This window comes from Diaphorobacter sp. HDW4B (assembly GCF_011305535.1).
In the GTDB taxonomy this organism is placed as follows: domain Bacteria; phylum Pseudomonadota; class Gammaproteobacteria; order Burkholderiales; family Burkholderiaceae_C; genus Diaphorobacter_A.
Genome location: NZ_CP049905.1, coordinates 3,907,504 through 3,925,011 on the forward strand (window position 1 = coordinate 3,907,504; position 17,508 = coordinate 3,925,011).

At 62.2% G+C, this 17,508-nt stretch carries 21 protein-coding genes and 1 tRNA gene; 11 read left to right on the forward strand and 11 right to left on the reverse strand.

What is annotated here, in order from left to right:
* Positions 1-46 precede the first annotated feature (46 nt).
* The 11 genes from G7048_RS17800 to G7048_RS17850 all read left to right on the forward strand — a co-directional run bounded on the left by G7048_RS17800 (position 47) and on the right by G7048_RS17850 (position 9,209).
* Positions 47-745, forward strand: coding sequence for an amino acid ABC transporter permease (locus tag G7048_RS17800; protein ID WP_166069426.1), 699 nt, complete (start codon positions 47-49; stop codon positions 743-745).
* Positions 746-747: 2 nt separating this feature from the next.
* Complete coding sequence (locus tag G7048_RS17805) at positions 748-1,500, forward strand: amino acid ABC transporter permease (RefSeq protein ID WP_166069427.1); 753 nt, start codon at positions 748-750, stop codon at positions 1,498-1,500.
* A gap of 51 nt (positions 1,501-1,551) precedes the next feature.
* Positions 1,552-2,280, forward strand: a complete 729-nt coding sequence (locus G7048_RS17810) for an amino acid ABC transporter ATP-binding protein (protein WP_166071040.1) — start codon at positions 1,552-1,554, stop codon at positions 2,278-2,280.
* 58 nt (positions 2,281-2,338) lie between these two features.
* Positions 2,339-3,196: a transporter substrate-binding domain-containing protein gene (locus tag G7048_RS17815; RefSeq protein WP_166069428.1), complete on the forward strand. Its 858-nt coding sequence runs from the start codon at positions 2,339-2,341 to the stop codon at positions 3,194-3,196.
* Positions 3,197-3,223: 27 nt separating this feature from the next.
* Complete coding sequence (locus G7048_RS17820) at positions 3,224-3,643, forward strand: biotin/lipoyl-containing protein (RefSeq protein WP_166069429.1); 420 nt, start codon at positions 3,224-3,226, stop codon at positions 3,641-3,643.
* Positions 3,644-3,651: 8 nt separating this feature from the next.
* Positions 3,652-4,320, forward strand: a complete 669-nt coding sequence (gene pxpB, locus G7048_RS17825) for a 5-oxoprolinase subunit PxpB (protein WP_166069430.1) — start codon at positions 3,652-3,654, stop codon at positions 4,318-4,320.
* Positions 4,317-5,306: a biotin-dependent carboxyltransferase family protein gene (locus G7048_RS17830; protein WP_166069431.1), complete on the forward strand. Its 990-nt coding sequence runs from the start codon at positions 4,317-4,319 to the stop codon at positions 5,304-5,306. The genes pxpB and G7048_RS17830 overlap by 4 nt, the downstream gene beginning before the upstream one ends.
* A gap of 3 nt (positions 5,307-5,309) precedes the next feature.
* Positions 5,310-6,080, forward strand: a complete 771-nt coding sequence (locus tag G7048_RS17835) for a LamB/YcsF family protein (protein WP_166069432.1) — start codon at positions 5,310-5,312, stop codon at positions 6,078-6,080.
* Between the two features lie 6 nt (positions 6,081-6,086).
* The gene (gene accB, locus G7048_RS17840) at positions 6,087-6,551 is read left to right on the forward strand and encodes an acetyl-CoA carboxylase biotin carboxyl carrier protein (RefSeq protein ID WP_166069433.1); all 465 of its coding nucleotides are present in this window, start codon (positions 6,087-6,089) and stop codon (positions 6,549-6,551) included.
* Between the two features lie 4 nt (positions 6,552-6,555).
* Entirely contained in the window at positions 6,556-7,902 is a 1,347-nt protein-coding gene (accC, locus tag G7048_RS17845; RefSeq protein WP_166069434.1) for an acetyl-CoA carboxylase biotin carboxylase subunit, read from the forward strand.
* A gap of 125 nt (positions 7,903-8,027) precedes the next feature.
* Positions 8,028-9,209 (forward strand): IPTL-CTERM sorting domain-containing protein, encoded by a 1,182-nt coding sequence (locus G7048_RS17850; protein ID WP_166069435.1) that lies wholly within the window; start codon positions 8,028-8,030, stop codon positions 9,207-9,209.
* Between the two features lie 113 nt (positions 9,210-9,322).
* Here G7048_RS17850 and G7048_RS17855 read toward each other — a convergent pair.
* The 11 genes from G7048_RS17855 to G7048_RS17905 all read right to left on the reverse strand — a co-directional run bounded on the left by G7048_RS17855 (position 9,323) and on the right by G7048_RS17905 (position 17,500).
* A tRNA-Ser gene (locus tag G7048_RS17855) sits at positions 9,323-9,412 on the reverse strand.
* Positions 9,413-9,481: 69 nt separating this feature from the next.
* On the reverse strand, positions 9,482-9,673 hold the full coding sequence (locus tag G7048_RS17860; protein ID WP_166069436.1) for a 2-hydroxymuconate tautomerase: 192 nt from the start codon (positions 9,671-9,673) through the stop codon (positions 9,482-9,484).
* A gap of 56 nt (positions 9,674-9,729) precedes the next feature.
* Positions 9,730-10,716: a tripartite tricarboxylate transporter substrate binding protein gene (locus tag G7048_RS17865; protein ID WP_166069437.1), complete on the reverse strand. Its 987-nt coding sequence runs from the start codon at positions 10,714-10,716 to the stop codon at positions 9,730-9,732.
* 37 nt (positions 10,717-10,753) lie between these two features.
* On the reverse strand, positions 10,754-11,542 hold the full coding sequence (gene dmpH / locus G7048_RS17870) for a 2-oxo-3-hexenedioate decarboxylase (protein ID WP_166069438.1): 789 nt from the start codon (positions 11,540-11,542) through the stop codon (positions 10,754-10,756).
* A gap of 30 nt (positions 11,543-11,572) precedes the next feature.
* Positions 11,573-12,358, reverse strand: a complete 786-nt coding sequence (gene dmpE / locus G7048_RS17875) for a 2-oxopent-4-enoate hydratase (RefSeq protein ID WP_166069439.1) — start codon at positions 12,356-12,358, stop codon at positions 11,573-11,575.
* 3 nt (positions 12,359-12,361) lie between these two features.
* On the reverse strand, positions 12,362-13,228 hold the full coding sequence (locus G7048_RS17880) for an alpha/beta fold hydrolase (RefSeq protein ID WP_166069440.1): 867 nt from the start codon (positions 13,226-13,228) through the stop codon (positions 12,362-12,364).
* Positions 13,209-14,663, reverse strand: coding sequence for a 2-hydroxymuconic semialdehyde dehydrogenase (locus G7048_RS17885; RefSeq protein WP_166069441.1), 1,455 nt, complete (start codon positions 14,661-14,663; stop codon positions 13,209-13,211). Before G7048_RS17885 ends, G7048_RS17880 begins: the two co-directional genes overlap by 20 nt.
* Before the next feature lie 23 nt (positions 14,664-14,686).
* Positions 14,687-15,148 carry a heme-binding protein gene (locus tag G7048_RS17890; protein WP_166069442.1) on the reverse strand — a complete coding sequence of 154 codons (462 nt, stop codon included), beginning with the start codon at positions 15,146-15,148 and terminating at the stop codon, positions 14,687-14,689.
* Positions 15,149-15,190: 42 nt separating this feature from the next.
* Positions 15,191-16,081 (reverse strand): transporter, encoded by an 891-nt coding sequence (locus G7048_RS17895; protein ID WP_166069443.1) that lies wholly within the window; start codon positions 16,079-16,081, stop codon positions 15,191-15,193.
* Between the two features lie 46 nt (positions 16,082-16,127).
* Positions 16,128-17,072: a catechol 2,3-dioxygenase gene (locus tag G7048_RS17900; RefSeq protein WP_166069444.1), complete on the reverse strand. Its 945-nt coding sequence runs from the start codon at positions 17,070-17,072 to the stop codon at positions 16,128-16,130.
* A gap of 23 nt (positions 17,073-17,095) precedes the next feature.
* Positions 17,096-17,500, reverse strand: coding sequence for a 2Fe-2S iron-sulfur cluster binding domain-containing protein (locus G7048_RS17905; protein WP_166069446.1), 405 nt, complete (start codon positions 17,498-17,500; stop codon positions 17,096-17,098).
* Between the last annotated feature and the right edge of the window lie 8 nt (positions 17,501-17,508).

A 17,508-nucleotide genomic window follows, 5' to 3' on the forward strand; every position in this document is an offset into this window, starting at 1 on the left:
AAACACCCAAGCGGGCAGCGAAGGCTGCTTGCGAAAGAGTGATGGCATGAGCATTCAGATGGACTTTTCGCTCTTTGCCAAACCGGAGTTTCTGACTCAGGTGGGGAAGGGCTTGATCAACACGCTGGAGCTCGCGGCGATTGCGTTCGCGCTGGCGATGACGGTGGCCATGGTCATCGCCGTGATGCGCATGAGCACCAACAAGCTCAGCGTCTGGGTCGCCACTGCGTATGTGGAATATCACCAGAACGTGCCGTTGCTGGTGCACATCTTTCTTTGGTACTTCGGCGTTGCGGCGATTCTTCCCGAGGCGGCGCAGCAGTGGATCAACGCGCACAACAGCGAGTTCATCTTTGCGTTCATCGGCATCGGTCTGTGCCTTGGTGCCTACATGTCGGAAGACCTGCGCGGCGGCATCCGTTCGATCCCTGCATCGCAGTTGGAAGCCTCTCGCGCTCTGGGCCTTTCGTATCTGCAGGCGGCGCGTCTGGTGATCATGCCGCAGGCGCTGCGCATTGCGCTGCCACCGCTGATCAACCACACGGTGCTGCTTTTCAAAAACACGAGTCTTGCGATGACCGTGGGCGTGGCCGAGCTGACCTATGTGACCAAGGAAGTGGAGAGCGCGACCTTCAAGACGTTCGAGGTGTACCTGGCATCCACCGTCATCTATCTGGTGCTGTCGCTGCTGCTCATGTGGGCGGGCGCACTGATTGAACACCGTACCAAGATAAAGACCCGCTGACCATGACCGACATCCTCAACATCATTCGCGACAACTGGATGCTGCTGCTGGTCGGCCAGTATCCGAACGGCCCGCTCGGCGGTCTGGCAGTGACCTTGCTGCTGTCGATTCTCGGCATCGTGCTGGCGTTTCCGCTGGGCGTGGTGCTGGCGCTGTGCCGCCTGAGTCCGTTCAAGTTGCTGAGCTGGCCTGCCACGGCCATCGTCTACGTGGTGCGCGGCGTGCCGCTCATCATGTTCATCTTCTGGACCTATTTCATCGTGCCGCAGATTCTGGGGCGTCCGGTGGCGGGCTTCACGACGATGCTGGTCACGCTGGTGATCTACCAGTCCGCCTATCTTGCAGAAATCGTGCGCGCAGGCATGACGGGTCTTCCCGCAGGCCAGACCGAAGCTGCGCGTGCGATCGGGCTGAGCTACATGCAGACCACCTTCAAGGTGCTGCTGCCGCAGGCCATCTACAACATGGTTCCGGCCATCGTCTCGCAGTTTGTATCGAGCATCAAGGACACGGCGCTCGGCTATGTGATCAGCGTGAACGAGTTGACCTTTGCGGGCAGCCAGATCAACGCGACGCTGCTGACCATGCCGTTTCAGGTCTACATCCTGCTGGCGGCCATCTACTTCGTCGTGTGTGCGGCGCTGACTCAGCTTGCGCGCTGGTTGGAGCAACGCATTGCGCGTCGCCGAGCAGGCAAGCTGTCGTCGGGATCGAAGGCTGGCAGCGCGTCTGTTGCGCCGCAAGTCAATGTTTAAGGAACGGGAAAGAGTATCTCCATGATCAAGGCAACACAGGGTGGTACGCCCATGATTTCCTTCAAGGGCGTGAACAAGTGGTATGGCGAATACCACGCGCTCAACGACATCAACGCCACCGTCAACAAGGGCGAGGTGATCGTGGTCTGCGGTCCATCGGGTTCGGGCAAGTCCACGCTGATTCGCACCGTGAACCGGCTGGAGCCGATCCAGAAAGGCAGCATCGAGTTCGACGGTCAGGACGTGTATTCGCCCAAGCTCGACATCAACAAGTTCCGCGCGCATGTGGGCTTTGTGTTCCAGAGCTTCAATCTTTTCCCGCACCTGTCGGTCACGGAAAACATCGAACTGGCCCCCGTCACCGCGTTGGGCGAAAAGCGCAGCTCGGCACGTGCACGCGCGCTGCAACTGCTCGAACGCGTGGGACTGGCGAACAAGGCTTCGTCCTATCCAGGACAACTCTCTGGTGGTCAACAGCAGCGCGTGGCGATTGCACGTGCGCTGGCGATGAATCCACCGGCGATTCTGTTCGATGAACCCACCAGCGCGCTCGACCCCGAGATGGTGGGCGAAGTGCTGCAGGTGATGAAGCAGTTGGCCCGCGAAGGCATGACCATGATGTGCGTGACGCACGAAATGAACTTCGCCCGCGAAGTGGCCGACCGTGTCTGGTTCATGGACCACGGCACGCTGATCGAGTCCGACACGCCCGAAGCGTTCTTCAGCAACCCGAAGTCCGAGCGTGCGCAGCGTTTTCTCAACGATCTGCGTTCGCACTGAATTTCAAACAACGAATCCATACTTTTCCCATCGCTCTTCACTTCAAGGAATCCACGCCATGCCATCTCCATCCCGCATTGCTCCCGTGCTGCTCACCGCATTGGGCGTCGCTGCTGTCGCGTTCTCTGGCGCAGCCAGTGCTGACCAACTCGACAACATCAAGGCCAAGAAGACCTTGGTGTGCGGCACGTTCGCAGCCATTGCGCCGTTTGGTTATCCAGACCCGAAGACGCGCGAGACCATTGGTTCGGACGTGGAACTCTGCCACGCCGTGGCCAAGGAAATGGGCCTGAAGGCCGAAGTGCGCGGCTTCCCGGTCGGCGTGCATATTCCTGAACTGAAGCTCGGTCACATCGACATCATCATCGCGAACATGGGCTACACCAAGACGCGTGCCGAGCAGGTCGAATTCAGCAACGCCTACAACGTGGGCAAGGAAGTGGCCGTGGTCGGCAAGACGTCGGGCCTGACGAATCTGGCCAGCCTCGATGGCAAGAAGATCAGCTCCACCAAGGGCTCCACTTCCGAGACCGCCATCAAGCTGCGGTTGAAGGGTGCAACGCCGCTGACCTATCAGGACGCGTCGTCTGCATTCCTCGCGCTGCAACAGGGCAAGGTGGATGCGTTCGTGATCAACAACGTGTCGGCCACGGCGTTCGCCATCCAATCGCAGAAGGGCCCCAAGCCAGCGGTGGTGATGGACGAAGAGCTGTACATCCAGCCCGTGGCGATTGGCATGACCAAGGGCGAGACGGCGCTGCACAACGAAATCAATGCGGTGCTCAACAAGCTCGAAACCAGCGGTTATATGGACCAGCACTGGAAGAAGTGGTTTGGCGACGATTCGGAATACAAGCTCAAGCGTCCTTACAAGGTCACTGCGATCAAGGACCTGAAGTTTGAAGCGCTGCCCTGATGGACGAGACGATTTGAACGGCACCACATGAATTCAGCAGACATACTTCAGATCGCGCAGCAACTGCGCCAGTCCGGCATGCAAGCCATCGACATTCGCGACGCTTCCACGCGACTGCGTTTGGTCACACGAGCAGGCGCTCCTGTGGCTGTGGCGACATCGCCGGGCTTTGAATCGCAGGAGTGTGCGACGTCTGATGAGAACACCGTTGTGCGTTCAAACGCCTTGGGCATTGCACGCTTTCGCCATCCTGCGCAAGCGGGTGGTGCGGCGCTGGCTGTTGGTGCCAAGGTCGAGGCAGGCGCTCCTGCCATCTATCTGGAGTCGCGCGGCATTCTCAAATCCATCGAAAGCCCGATGAGTGGCGAGATCGCGCAAGTGCTCGTGGGCGATGGCGACAAGGTGGACTTCGGCAAGCCGCTGTTCACCGTCAAGGCGCAGGCATGACTGCCGGGATGAAAGTCCCATTGGTGTCGCCGCTGTCGGTCAGCGCGTTGGGGACCGATGCGCTGCTGTTCGATTGCCCGCCGCCGATGAGTCTTGCGCTGCAGGAGCGCATTCTGATGGTGGCCGATGAACTCTCGCATCAACCGGGTGTGGAAGAGGCGGTGCCGGGCATGAACAATCTCATGCTGGTGTTCGATTCGACGCAGGTCGATTCCGCGCAGTTGCAGGCCGTGGTGAATCAGGCCTGGCTGCACCCCAAGCAGGCACAGCGCGCGGCGCGCGAGTTCGAGTTGCCGGTTGTTTATGGCGGTGAATACGGCGTCGATCTGGAGCATGTCGCTGCGCACAACGGCATCAGCACGCAAGAGGTGATCGAGCTGCACAGCGCTGCGACCTACACGGTTTTTTTTCTCGGCGCGCATCCGGGATTTGCATATCTTGGCGGGCTGCATGAAAAGCTGCATACCCCCCGACGTGCGCAGCCGCGCCTCAAGGTGCAGGCGGGTTGCGTTTCCATCGGCGGCGCGCAGACGGGTGTGCAGGCGCAGACGTTGCCCAGTGGCTGGAACGTGATTGGTTTCACTGATCGGCGCTTCTTCGATCCGACTTCGGCATCGCCCGCATTGCTTTCACCGGGCGACGTGGTGCGTTTTCGTGCGGTGGGAGCGTTGTCATGATGGAGATTCTTTCGACCGGCGGTTTGACCACCGTGCAGGATGCTGGACGACGCGGCTTCAGGCGTTATGGCGTCGGCATCAGCGGGCCTTTGGATGCGCTGGCCGCGCAGGTCGGCAATTTGATGGTTGGTAATGCGCCAGATGCAGCGTTTCTGGAAGTGGTGATTTTTCCGCTGCGCGTGCAGTTCAAGCAAACCACGCGCATCGCGGTGACGGGCTCGGACGCGCAGATGGAAGTGGACGGCCAGCGTTGCCCGCCATGGTGGAGCGTGGTCGTGCAGCCGGGGCAGATCGTCACGCTGCGTGCGCCGCAAAGCGGTGGCGTGGCCTATGTGTGCGTGGCCGGTGGCATCGATGTGCCCGTGGTGCTGGGCTCGCGCTGTACCGATCTGAAAGCGGGCTTTGGTGGCTTGGATGGTCGCACCTTGCGCAAGGGCGATTCGCTTTCCTTGTTGCCTTCGCGTGCGGTGAATTCAACACGTCGTTTTGGCGTGTTTCCGCCTTGCGCTGGCATTCCATTGCCTGAGATGGAAGCGCCCTTATCGGACAAGACAACGCTGGTTCGCGTATTGCCAGCCGCGCAATGGGAGAGCTTCAGCGAACCCACGCGCGAGCAGTTTCAAACCTGCGACTGGCAGATCACGCCGGACAGCAATCGCATCGGCATGCGGTTGAGTGGCGATGCGCAGCTCAAGCCCGAGAAGGCGGTTGAGCTGCTGTCGCATGGCATTGTTCCGGGCGTGGTGCAGATCCCGCCGCAGGGGCAGCCCATCGTCATGCAGTGCGATGCGCAGACAGCGGGTGGCTATCCCAAGATGGCGACCGTGATTGCGGCCGACATGTGGCGGTTGGCGCAAGCACCCATCGGCAGCCGCTTGCGTTTTCAGTGTGTGAACATGCAGCAGGCGCTGGATGCCAACGACGAGGTGCAAGCCTATCTCGCGCGGGTCAAGCGCGCGGTGGATTTTCTTTTTCAGGATGTTTGAACCATGACGAACGTAGACATCAACTGCGACTTGGGCGAAGGCTACGGTCCTTACCGCATGGGCGACGATGCGGCGCTGATGAAGGTGATCACCTCGGCCAACATCGCTTGCGGATTTCACGCGGGCGACCCGAGCATCATGGTGAAGACCGTGCAGCTGGCCATCGACAACGGTGTGGACATCGGCGCGCATGTGGGATTTGCCGACATTCAGGGCTTTGGTCGCAGGCCATTGAATCTCGATGCATCGGAGCTGCGTGCGATGACCTGGTACCAGCTCGGCGCGCTGCAAGGCATTGCGCAGGCCGCTGACAAGAAGGTGCAGCATGTGACTTTCCATGGCGCGTTGGGCAATATGTGTTTTGCCGATGCGGAACTCGCGGCCACGCTGATGGCTGCGATCAAGGCGTTCGACGCATCGCTTACGATCATCGCGCCGCCGATGACGGAAATGGAGACGGCTGCGGTGAATGCGGGCTTGCCAGTCAAGCGCGTGGTGTTTGCCGATCGCGCTTATGACGACTACGGACTGCTGGTGTCGCGCAAGCTGCCGGGAGCGGTGATTCACGATCCTGAGGCAGTGATCGAGCGCGTGGTGCGCATGTTCCAGGAAAGTGCCATCACCAGTCAGAGCGGCAAGCGCATGCCAGTTTCCATCGACTCGGTGCTGGTGCATGGCGACACGCCCGGTGCCGCCGATCTGGCTGCGCTGGTACGCGCGCGTCTGCAGCAATCGGGCCTGCAGGTTCGTCCGATTTCCCAACACAGGAATTGAGAGAGCATGTCGTTCGACATTGAAAAGATCAAGTCGCTGATCGCCGTGGCGGCGCAGGCGCAGGTGGATGAGCTGGAGCTGTCGCAAAACGGCGTGGAGGTTCGCATTCAGCGCTTTGCCGATGTGGCGGATGTGGCAAATGTGCCGGTGGCTGTTGTGCAGACATTGCCCGTGGTGCAGCAAACGCCCGTGCCGTCCGCAGTTGCCATGCCTGAACAGGCCAGCGTCGCGCTGCAGATTCTCAAGGCACCAATGGCCGGTACGTTCTATCGCTCGGTCACACCGGGCGGTGGCGCGCTAGTGAATGCGGGGGACAGCATCGATGCAGGCACCGTGGTGGGGGTGCTCGAATCCATGAAGATCATGAACGAGATCGAAAGCGAAAGCCAAGGTCGCATCAAGCGCGTACTGTGCGACAACGGCGAGTTGGTGTCGGCGGGTCAGCCGTTGTTTGAGATCGAGGAGGCTTGAGGCCATGCTGAAAAAAGTGCTGATCGCCAATCGCGGCGAAATCGCCCTGCGTGTGCAACGTGCCTGCAAGAAGCTCGGCATTGCGAGCGTGGTGGTGTATTCGGAGGCCGACAAGAACGCGCTCTATGTGCGTCACGCGGACGAGTCCTACTGCCTTGGCCCCGCGCCTTCCGCTCGCAGTTATCTGGACCAGTCCGCGCTGCTGGATGTGGCAGCGTTGGCAGGTGCCGATGCCATTCATCCGGGCTACGGCTTCCTGAGCGAGAACGCCGGTTTTGCCGACAAGGTGGCGCAGGCCGGGCTGGTCTTCATCGGCCCGAGCGCGTCGGTCATGCGCACCATGGGCGACAAGGTCTCGGCCAAGCAGGCGATGATCGACGCGGGTGTGCCCTGCGTTCCGGGCTCGCCGGAAGCGTTGGGTGACGACGAGGAAAAGACCAAGGCACTGGCGGCCTCCATCGGCTATCCGGTCATCATCAAGGCCGCGGGCGGCGGCGGCGGTCGCGGCATGCGTGTGGTGAATGACGAGGCCTCGCTGCTGCAATCCATCGCCATGACCAAGGCCGAAGCCCATGCCGCTTTTGGCAATGCCAATGTGTACATGGAAAAGTACCTGCTCGCGCCGCGCCATATCGAGATTCAGGTGCTGGCCGACACGCATGGCAATGCGGTCTGGTTGGGCGAGCGCGACTGCTCCATGCAGCGCCGCCATCAGAAGATCATCGAAGAGTCTCCGGCACCCGGTGTCGATTCCGTGCAGCTGGCTGAAGTCGGCGAACGCTGCGCCCGTGCATGCGAGCGCATGGGTTATGTGGGCGCAGGCACGTTCGAGTTTCTGTTCGAGAACGGCGAGTTCTACTTCATCGAAATGAACACCCGCGTGCAGGTCGAACACCCCGTGACCGAATGGATTACCGGCATCGACATCGTCGAGATGCAACTGCGGATCGCATCAGGCGAGCGCCTGCCGTGGACGCAATCGCAGATCGAATGCAAGGGCCACGCGATCGAGTGCCGCATCAACGCAGAAGACCCGCGCAACTTCCGGCCTTCACCTGGCGTGGTCAGCGAATGGATTGCGCCTGCAGGCCCCGGCGTGCGCGTGGACTCGCACATGTACAGCGGCTACGAGATTCCGCCGTTCTATGACTCGCTGATCGGCAAGGTCATCACCTTTGGCTCCACACGCGAAGACGCCATGGCACGCATGCGCGCTGCGCTTGGCGAGTTGGTGGTCGACGGCATTCAGACCAATGTACCGCTGCATCTGGAACTGATGCAGGACCCCGCATTTGTCGAAGGCGGCACCAGCATTCACTATCTGGAGAAGTGGCTGGCGGTGCGGGCTTGACGACCGATGCTTGGGCAACGAAGGCAGGTGGGCTTGGATATCCATGCCGATTGCGTCAGCGTAGAAAGGGATGGACTTTTAATTACATTGTGAAACAATAGATTCGAACTAAATGGAACAACCCCATGGCGAGTCGAGTCGGTACGGTGATAGTCGGTTCAATCCTCGCCTTGGCAATGGGTTGCGGGTCGGGTGCGAGCGCGGCTGTGGTCGCCGCAGCAGATGTGGTTCCTGAAGCCACATTCCAGTGGGGAACCAACGGGCCTGACAAATGGGGCCAGGTGGGCATAAGCAGTGGTGGCACGGCCAATGTCACGAGCGACTTTCCAAACAATACCAACGGATCGATGCGGCTCGAGTTGCCGAACACCAGTTCCAAGGCTGGCTTGGCTTACTACCCGACCAAGACCTTCGGCAAATTGCGCGACCTGAAAAAGGCCACCTACCAGTGGATGGTGCAAAGCACGGATGTGCCCAACCAAGCGCCAGTGCTGCGCCTGTATCTTCGCGATGCGCTCGGCGTTCACAAAGCGACCTTGGTCTACACGCCCGATATCGCAGGTGTTTCCAGTGTTGCCCCGACCGCCTGGATAACGGGGGACATGATGAGTGGCCAGGATATCTGGCAGGGCAAGTCGGGCGCCATCGAATACCAAGTCAGGCACCCATTTTCGTACTACGTGAATGACCCGCGCTACCAGGATCTGGTGGTTTTCGCCGTCGAAGGCGGAGCAGGTAACGGCTCCAGTGGTTTTGTCGGAGCGATCGACAACATCGAAGTGGAGGGCGTGGTGGCGGGCGAGTCGGTCACCGTTTCTGCCAACTTTGAAATGGTGCCGCCTTCCGCATCGATCAGCTGCGACCGCACAACCTTGGCAGATTCGGACGGCGAGACATCCACCTGCACGGTGACCCTGACGAGACCGGCAACCGCCAGCACGGTGATCAATCTGACGGTTGCAGGAGACGCCACGCGCTATGGCGGTTGCGCGGGCCCGTTGACCATCTTGGCAGGCGACAGCACTGTCACCTGCGTCGTCACGGCAACCGCCAATACCGTGAAAGGTGATGGAGACGTCACGGTAAGCATCGGCATCGCGCCGCCCAACGATGTCATGGACTACGCCGTTCCTTCTGATGCATTGCCTGTACAAATACTGATCGCGAACGACGATGGGGCCCCCGTGCCGCCGACAGTTGCAGCCACACCCGTTCCAACCCTTGGCGACTGGACGCTGATAGCGCTCTCCGTCCTGTTGTCAGGGGGCGCGACCATCGCCATGCGCAAGAGGCGTTTGCGCCATTGAAGCGCCGTGCTTGTCGGGGCAACGTCTGAAGGCAGATATTGGGGCGAGGAGCCCGTGAGCACTGTCGAATAGGCGTAAAAAAAGCGCCAATTAAGGCGCTTTGTTGTCTGACCTGGCGGAGGCTGTGAGATTCGAACTCACGGAAGGGTCACCCCTTCGGCAGTTTTCAAGACTGCTGGTTTAAACCGCTCACCCAAACCTCCGAAGCCACGTATTCTACACAAACTATGGACTGCTTCGGCGAGGCGCGTCTGTGCGTTGCTACAGGGTGGTCAGCGGCCGAGTTCCTTGGCGCTTTGGCCTGCGATGCCCCAGTTTTCCTTGGGCACGTCGTGAATCCAGACGCGCACGTTGGCGGCGGGGGCACCGACGGCATCGACTAGAGCTTGGGTGACTTTTTCGATCACGGCTTTTTTCTGTTCTTCGGTGCGGCCTTCGATCATGTAGATCTGTGCGAATGGCATGGTGTTCTTTCTTTCCTTGCTTGTTTTTTCTGAGTCGTTCGGGTGATCGTGTCGGTTCAATCGGCCTTGATGCCGAGGCGGCGGATGAGCTCGCCCCAGCGCTGGTTTTCGGCGCGGATAAATGCGGCGAATTGCTCGGGGCTGGTGCTGCGCAGGTTGCCCGAGATGGTGTCGAAGGTGTTTTGCGCTTCCGGGTTTTTCGAACCTGCGGCCCATGCGTCGGAGAGGCGCTGGATGATGGGTTGGGGCGTGGCGGCGGGTGCGATGAGGCCGAACCAGGTTTCCACGTCGAAGCTCGGATAGCCGGATTCCGCGACAGTCGGCACTTGCGGCAATGCCTTGGCGCGCTGGGTTGATGTGACCGCAATCGCACGCAGTTTGCCCGCCTGAATGTGCTGCAGCGTGGTGGCGAGCGAGCTTTCCATGCTGACCAGCACGGTGCCTGCCAGCAGGTCCGGAACGATCTGGCTGGAGCCCTTGTAGGGCACGTTGGTCAGTTGAATGCCTGCGACGGATTGCAGCAGTTCGGCGGCCAGGTGGTTGCTGGTGCCGATGCCGGAAGTCGCGTAGTTCAGCTTGCCGGGGTGGGCCTTGGCGTAGGCGACCATGCCTTTGAGATCGGTGAACGGCACGCTCGGATGCACGACCAGCGCGCATGGCGTGGTGCCGACCAGTGAAATCGGCGCGAAGTCCTTTTCCACATTGAACGGAACCGCGCTGTAGAGATGCGGCGCAATCGCCAGACTGCTGATGGCCGAGAGGCCGATGGTGTAGCCATCCGCCGCAGCTTTGGCGACGGCGTCGGTGCCGATGTTGCCGCCCGCGCCGGCCTTGTTCTCCACAAAGCATTGCTGGCGTAACTGATCGCCAATGGCCTTGGCGGCGGTGCGGCCCATCACGTCGGTCGGGCCGCCCGGCGGAAACGGAACGACCATGCGCACGGCGCGCGAGGGGTAGGGCGCGTTGGCTTGCGCGAAGCCGTTGCCGGTGTGGGCGATTGCAGCGATGGCTGCGGCGCTGCTCATGAATTGGCGGCGTTGCATGGCTTGTCTCCTTGTTGTTCTACGAGTGCTGGCAACGTCAGGCAAAGCGCAGCGTGATGCTGCCCATGCCCTGCACGCGCAGGCAGACGTTGTCGCCCGGTGCGACGGCCACGGCTTCAGTGATGCCGCCGGAGAGAATCAGCGCGCCTGCCGGGATCTCCTGGCCGCGTTGGCCCAGGTGATTGGCGAGCATGGCGATGGCCGATGCGGGGTGGCCGAGCACCGCAGCGCCTGCGCCGAGTGCGGCGGGCACGCCATTCTTCTCCAGCACGATGCCGACAGTGCGCAAGTCCACGTTGTCAGGGCGTTGTGCCTGCCCGCCGACGACGAAGCGCGCGGCGGAGGTGTTGTCGGCCACGACGCTCTTGAGGTCGAACTTGAAGTCGCGATAACGGCTGTCGATGACCTCGATGCCGGGCAGCACGAAGTCGGTGGCGGCCAGCACGTCGGCGATGTTGCAGCCGGGGCCTTTGAGCGCGCGTTTCATCACGAAGGCGATCTCGGGTTCGACCTTGGGGTGGATGAGTTCGCTCACCTTCACCGTGCTGCCTTCGGGCACGCTGAAGTAGTCGGCGAGGAAACCGAAGACGGGCGACTCCACGCCCATCTGTTTCATTTTGGCGTGCGATGTGAGACCGGCCTTGTAGCCGATGATGCGTGCGCCGCGCGCGATCTTGCGATCACGGATGCGGTCCTGGATCGCATAGGCATCATCCCAATCCATGTCGGGATGTTCGTCGGTGATCTTGGGCGTGTCGCGTGCTTCGAGCTCGCAGGTTTCGAGGTGCTCGGCCAACTGGTCGATGATGTTCTTTGGCAGTGCCATGGGGTGGTTCTCCGCAAGTTCTTTCGTGGTTCAGATGAAGCGCACCGAGCAGCCACCGATGCCGCCGATGGTCACGCGCAGGTTGTCTCCGGCCTTCACCGGCACCATGGCGGCGAGCGAGCCGGAGAGCACGACTTCGCCTGCTTCGAGCGCGATGCCGTGCGCGCCCAGCGTGTTGGCCAGCCATGCGACTGCGTTGGCGGGATGGCCGAGCGCGGCTGCGCCCGCGCCCGTGGCGACGATCTCGCCGTTTTTTTCCAGCACCATGCCGCAGGTGCCGAGATCCACATCGCGCGGATCGACCAGCCGGTCGCCAAGCACGAAGACGCCGCAGCTCGCGTTGTCGGCCACGGTGTCCTGGATCTTGATCTTCCAGTCGCGGATGCGCGAATCGACGATCTCGAAGCAGGCCATCACGCCCTCGGTCGCGGCGATCACGTCGGCGGCGGTCACGCCCGGGCCCTTGAGCGTTTTCTTGAGCACGAAGGCGATCTCGCCCTCGGCCTTGGGTTGGATGAGCGTGTTGGCGGGCACGGGCTCGCCTTCGTTGTAGACCATGCCATCGGTGAGCCAGCCGAAGTCGGGCTGGAACACGCCGAGCATGTCCATCACGGCCTTGGAGGTCACGCCGATTTTCTTGCCGATCACGCGCTCGCCCGCAGCCAGACGACGTGCCAGCATGTGCTGCTGGATGGCGTAGGCGTCATCGATGCCCATCTCGGGATGGCGCGTGGACAGCGGCTCGATCATCTGGCCGTTGGTGAGTGCGTCGTACAGCTCGTCGCCCAGTTTTTGAAGTGGAATGCTTGTGCTCATGAGTCAGCCTTTGTGGGGTTCCGGTTCGGTGAGGAAGTTGCCCACCAGTTGGGCGAAGCGCGCGGCGTGTTCGATCTGCGTCCAGTGGCCGCAGTGGCCGTAGACATGCAGTTGCGAGCGCGCGATCCAGTCGGCCAGCGTGATTGAGTTGGACAGCGGGATCACCTGATCCTCGCGGCCATGCACGATCAGGGTTTCGTGCGCGATGCGGCGGATGTCCTGCTCGCTGCTCGCGAGCGCATCCACCCAGCGCTGGCGTGGGGCGGGGAACATCGACGAGAACGATTCATGAAAGCCGGGGCGCACGCTGGCTTCGTAGCGCAGGCGCGCGAGTTCGTCGTTCACCAGTTTGCGGTCGTACGCGAAGATGTCGAGCAGGCGACGCATGTTCTCGATGGAGGGCTCGTAGCCCCACACGGCGTCAAGGCCCGGCGTGAGCGTGAACGGCACGCCGACGCTGCCCATCAGCACGAGACGCCGCACGCGCTCGGGATGGCGAATCGCCAGCGCCAGCGCGAGGCCACCACCGAACGAGTTGCCGACCACGTCGGCGCGCTCGATCTTCAAAGCGTCGAGCAGGCCGATGACCTGACGCACCCATGCATCCATGTGGTAGGTGAAGCCGCTGGGCCTATCGGTGTAGCCAAAGCCCGCCATGTCGGGTGCGATGACGCGCGCACGCTTGGCGAGTTCGGGCATCACCAGTCGCCAGTTGGCCCATGCCGACACGCCGGGGCCGGAGCCGTGGATCATCAGCACCGGAGCGCCGCTGCCCACGTCGTGGTAGTTGGTGCGGATGCCTGCCGCCGCGATGCTGTTGGCGACTTCCGGGTTGCGTTCGAGAACGATGTCAGAGCTTGATGCAGACATTCTTCAGCTCCGTGTAGAACTCCAGCGAATGCACGCCGCCTTCACGGCCGATGCCCGACTGCTTGGAGCCACCGAATGGCGTGCGCAGGTCGCGCAGGAACCAGCTGTTCACCCACGAGGTGCCCACGTTCATGCGCTGCGCCACGCGGTGCGCGCGTGACACATCGCGTGTCCAGATCGCGCAGGCGAGACCGTAGACGTTGTCGTTGGCTTTGGTGACGGCTTCGTCTTCGCTGTCGAACGGCATGATGTGGCAGCAGGGGCCGAAGATTTCTTCCTTGAGCACGCGCGCGTTGTCGGGAAGGCCCGTCCAGATCGTGGGCTGAACCCACGAGCCGCCCGCGTACTTCGCGCCCATGTCGGGCACGCCGCCGCCGGTCACCACGGTTGCGCCTTCGTCCACGGCGATCTTGTAGTACGACAGCACCTTGTTCTGATGCTCCTTGCTGATCAGCGGGCCGAGCTTGGTGTCGGCGTCTTCGGGCAGGCCGATCTTCCAGCCTTCGACCTGTTTCTTCATCTCGGCGACGAAGCGGTCGAAGATCGGGCGTTCGACATACACGCGCTCGGTGCCCAGGCACACCTGGCCGCTGTTGACGAAGGCCGAACGCAGCGTGCCTTCGATGGCAGCATCGAAGTCGCAGTCGGCGAACACGAGGGCCGCGTTCTTGCCGCCCATCTCCATGCTGACAGGGCGCGCACCTTTCGCTGCGGCCTTCATGATGACTTCGCCGGTGCGCGTTTCGCCGGTGAAGGTGATGGCGTCCACGCCGGGATGCGTGGTGACGAATTCACCTGCGGAATCGGGGCCGAAGCCGTGCACCACGTTGTACACGCCGGGCGGAATGCCGACCTCGTTCATCACCTCGCCGAGCAGCGCTGCGGTCTGCGGTGTTTCTTCCGATGGTTTGACGACCACGGTGTCGCCGCATGCGAGCGCGGGGCCGACCTTCCACGTCATCAACAGCAGTGGCAGGTTCCATGGGCAGACCACGCCGACCACGCCGACGGGTGTGCGGTAGCCGTAGTTGATCGCGCCGCGACCATCGGGCGTGTTCATTTCGAAGAACTCGGTGGGCACGTTCTTCACCACGTCGGCGAAGATCTTGAAGTTGGCCGCGCCGCGCGGAATGTCGATGTGGCTTGCCAGGTTGCGTGGCTTGCCGGTGTCTTCGCACTCGGCTGCGAGGAATTCTTCAAAGCGTTTGTTGATGCCATCTGCCAGCGCGTAGAGTTTTTCCACGCGCTCGGCCACGGTCATGCGCGACCAGGGGCCGGTGAGTGCGGCGCGCGCGGCCGCCACGGCGGCGTTCACCTGATCGCGGCTGGCCTCGTGCACCTTGGCGATGACTTCGCCGGTCAGCGGGGAATGCTTGTCGAAGGTGCGGCCGGAAGCGACGTACTCGCCGTTGATGAAGTTCTTGATTTCTTTCATGATGGTTCTCTCTTGTGATGGGTTCAGACGGACAGGCCCAGTTCCCTCAAGCCCGCGTGTGCGATGTCCGTGTCCTGTGCTTCGCTTCCGCCGGATACGCCGATGCCGCCGATGCGCTCACCGCTCTCCACGATCGGCAGTCCGCCACCAAACGCCACAAAGCGTGGGCGCAGCACCAGGCCTGCGCGCACGGCTTCGGAATGGCTTTGGAGGGCGGCTTGCCACTCGCCCGTCGGCAGGCCAAAGCTCGCGGCTGTGTAGGCCTTGTCGATGGCGATGTCGATGGAGTGCAGCGGCGCGCCAGCCATGCGTGCGAACGCCGCCGGCACACCGGCCGCATCGACCACCGACACGTTCACGCGCACGCCGATCTGTGTGGCGTGACGGATGGCGGCCTGCACGGCGCGCAGGGCCGCGGGCGCATCGATCGTTCGTTGCGTCACGCTGCAGAGGTTGGTGTCTGCGGGGTGATTCGGGTTCTGCATGGCTGACTTCTCTCTTTCTCTTTTCTCTTTTTTGCGGCGGGCTCAGAACGCCTTCACGAGCGTGAAGCGGGCGAGCGTTCCCTTGGGGTAGGCACCGGTTCCGGCCTCGGCGCGCACTTCCTTGTAGAGCGCGCCCTTGAGGAACACGCCTGCGCTCAGGATCGGGTAGACCACTTCGGCGCCGATGGCGTGGCGCGACGAGCGATCGCGGCTTGCGCCCACGCCGCTGTCGTCGCTGACCTGCCACTGGCTGTAGCCGACCACGCCCGCCTGCACGGTGCCGAAGTTCTTGGCCACGCCCCATTCGAGCGAGATCTGGTTGCCGTGGCGCAAGCCCGCATCGTTCTTGCCGTTGCGCTCGAAGCGCATCAGGCCCGATGCCGAGATCGTCTTGGCCGCGTCGAAGTAGTAGGTCATGCCGCCGGTCAGCATGGTGCTTTTGAAGCCCTTGCCGCCCGATGCTGGATGGCTGGTACTGCCGTTGTCGAGCCACACGCCCGCAGCCGCCACCACATCCCACTGCTGACCGTGCCAGCCGAGCACCAGCGGGCCGACGTAGATGTCGCCCAGATCGGTGCGGCTGTCGGAAACGCCTGCCGCGTTGATGGTGAGCGAGGTGCGCATCACCGGCACGATGGCCTCGACGCCGTAGTCCGCGCCCAGCAGCTTCTGGCCGGTCATCCACACGAAGCGGTTGGCCAGCGCCGTGACCGTGCCGCTGTTGTGGCCGGGCAGGTTGTCGCTCGTGCCCGGTGCGCGGAAGCTGTTGATGTTGTAGTTCACCAGATAGCCGAGGTAGTACATGCCGGGCGGCGGTGCGCTCGCGGCCTGTATGCCTTCGACGCCGGGAACGTAGTGGCCTTCGGCGCTCGCGGCAAAGGGCAACAGCGCTGCCAGCGCAGCCAACGCGACTGCGTTTTTCGTGATCTTCATGGGTGTGTCTCCTGGTTGTCGTTGTCGTTTTTGTTCGGCTTGAAGATCAGGTGTAGACCTCGGTGAACGAAGGCACCAGATCACCCGTGTGATAGAAGATGCCGCTGCCCAGCATGTCTTCGGTCCAGGTGGTCACGGGCCGGTCGCGCTGCGCGAGGTAGCCGAGACCCGCGAAGGTCTCGTTGCGGTTGCCGCTCGGGTCGAAGAAGTAGATGGTCTCGCCGCGCGTGATGCCGTGGCGCGTGGGGGCGACGTCGATGCGCACCTTGTTCTTGGCCATCACGTCGGCCGACTTGAGCACGTCGTGCCACGAGTCGAGGAAGTAGGCGATGTGGTGCAGACCGCTGCGTGCGCCGCCGACGAATGCGATGTCGTGCGGCGTGGTGGTCACGGCCAGCCAGGTGGCGGCCTGCATGTCGCCGTTGGGGCCGACCAGCACCTGCTCGGTCAAGAAGAAGTCGAGGCATTCGGCCATGAAGCGCGTGTTTTGCTCGACGGTGTTAACGCCCGCTTCGGGGTTCATCTCGCACATCAGCAGCACGTGATCGAGCCAGTGCACGCCGGAGCCGCGAATGTCGTCCGGCCATGGGTCGGGATTGGTGCTGCCCACGTCCGTGCCCACCAGTTCCTTGTGCGCGTAGAGGCGGAAGTCATGGCCGCTGGGCAGGTTGAATTTCAGCATGCGGCCGGTCGATGGCAGCGTGCCTTCGGGCAGAAATTCAGTCTTGATGCCCCAGGCTTCGATGCGCTGCTGGAAGGTGTCCAGATCGCTGTCCTTCTCGACCTTGTAGGCCACGTGGTTCAGGCCCGCCTGATCGCTTTCGGTGAGGATCAGCGAGTACTTGTCCCACTCGTCCCAGCACTTCAAATAGACGTTTCCCGCCTTGTCCTTCATGACGGTCTTGAGGCCAAGAACCTTCTCGTAATGCTGCACGGCGGCTGCCATGTCCATGACTCTGAGGCTCGCGTGTCCGATGCGTAGAACTCCCATTTGCTTGTCTCCTTTGGTTGTGGTCAGTTGGTTGTGGGTGGTAGATTGGCGGAACCGGCGGGTGCAGCCTGTGCACACGCCGTGGGGGAAAAGGTGTTGCAGTTCTTCGAGAACGGCTTGACCAGTCGGGCGCTCACTTCAAGGCACACGGCCTCGGCGGGCGCCACGCGGCAGGCGAGGGTGTAGCCCTCGGCGGCTTCTTCGGCGCTGACATGCGCGCGGCTCACCGGGCCGAGCGTGCTCACGCTGCCGCTGACGATGCGCACCTTGCACACGCCGCAGCCGCCGTTCACGCAGCCCACCGGAATGCCCTTGCGCCCGAGGCGCAGCATGCCTTTGAGCAGGCTTTCGTTGGTGTGGCAGTCGTAGCGCTCGTCGCTCTGCGTCACGTGCACGCTGTGCTTGGGGTTGGTGTTCAAGGACCACATGGTGATGT

Coding starts and splice junctions, on each gene's coding strand:
- G7048_RS17800 (WP_166069426.1), top strand. CDS start 47: ATGAGCATTCAGATGGACTTTTCGCTCTTTGCCAAACCGGAGTTTCTG.
- G7048_RS17805 (WP_166069427.1), top strand. CDS start 748: ATGACCGACATCCTCAACATCATTCGCGACAACTGGATGCTGCTGCTG.
- G7048_RS17810 (WP_166071040.1), top strand. CDS start 1,552: ATGATTTCCTTCAAGGGCGTGAACAAGTGGTATGGCGAATACCACGCG.
- G7048_RS17815 (WP_166069428.1), top strand. CDS start 2,339: ATGCCATCTCCATCCCGCATTGCTCCCGTGCTGCTCACCGCATTGGGC.
- G7048_RS17820 (WP_166069429.1), top strand. CDS start 3,224: ATGAATTCAGCAGACATACTTCAGATCGCGCAGCAACTGCGCCAGTCC.
- pxpB (WP_166069430.1), top strand. CDS start 3,652: ATGAAAGTCCCATTGGTGTCGCCGCTGTCGGTCAGCGCGTTGGGGACC.
- G7048_RS17830 (WP_166069431.1), top strand. CDS start 4,317: ATGATGGAGATTCTTTCGACCGGCGGTTTGACCACCGTGCAGGATGCT.
- G7048_RS17835 (WP_166069432.1), top strand. CDS start 5,310: ATGACGAACGTAGACATCAACTGCGACTTGGGCGAAGGCTACGGTCCT.
- accB (WP_166069433.1), top strand. CDS start 6,087: ATGTCGTTCGACATTGAAAAGATCAAGTCGCTGATCGCCGTGGCGGCG.
- accC (WP_166069434.1), top strand. CDS start 6,556: ATGCTGAAAAAAGTGCTGATCGCCAATCGCGGCGAAATCGCCCTGCGT.
- G7048_RS17850 (WP_166069435.1), top strand. CDS start 8,028: ATGGCGAGTCGAGTCGGTACGGTGATAGTCGGTTCAATCCTCGCCTTG.
- G7048_RS17860 (WP_166069436.1), bottom strand. CDS start 9,673: ATGCCATTCGCACAGATCTACATGATCGAAGGCCGCACCGAAGAACAG.
- G7048_RS17865 (WP_166069437.1), bottom strand. CDS start 10,716: ATGCAACGCCGCCAATTCATGAGCAGCGCCGCAGCCATCGCTGCAATC.
- dmpH (WP_166069438.1), bottom strand. CDS start 11,542: ATGGCACTGCCAAAGAACATCATCGACCAGTTGGCCGAGCACCTCGAA.
- dmpE (WP_166069439.1), bottom strand. CDS start 12,358: ATGAGCACAAGCATTCCACTTCAAAAACTGGGCGACGAGCTGTACGAC.
- G7048_RS17880 (WP_166069440.1), bottom strand. CDS start 13,228: ATGTCTGCATCAAGCTCTGACATCGTTCTCGAACGCAACCCGGAAGTC.
- G7048_RS17885 (WP_166069441.1), bottom strand. CDS start 14,663: ATGAAAGAAATCAAGAACTTCATCAACGGCGAGTACGTCGCTTCCGGC.
- G7048_RS17890 (WP_166069442.1), bottom strand. CDS start 15,148: ATGCAGAACCCGAATCACCCCGCAGACACCAACCTCTGCAGCGTGACG.
- G7048_RS17895 (WP_166069443.1), bottom strand. CDS start 16,081: ATGAAGATCACGAAAAACGCAGTCGCGTTGGCTGCGCTGGCAGCGCTG.
- G7048_RS17900 (WP_166069444.1), bottom strand. CDS start 17,072: ATGGGAGTTCTACGCATCGGACACGCGAGCCTCAGAGTCATGGACATG.
- G7048_RS17905 (WP_166069446.1), bottom strand. CDS start 17,500: ATGTGGTCCTTGAACACCAACCCCAAGCACAGCGTGCACGTGACGCAG.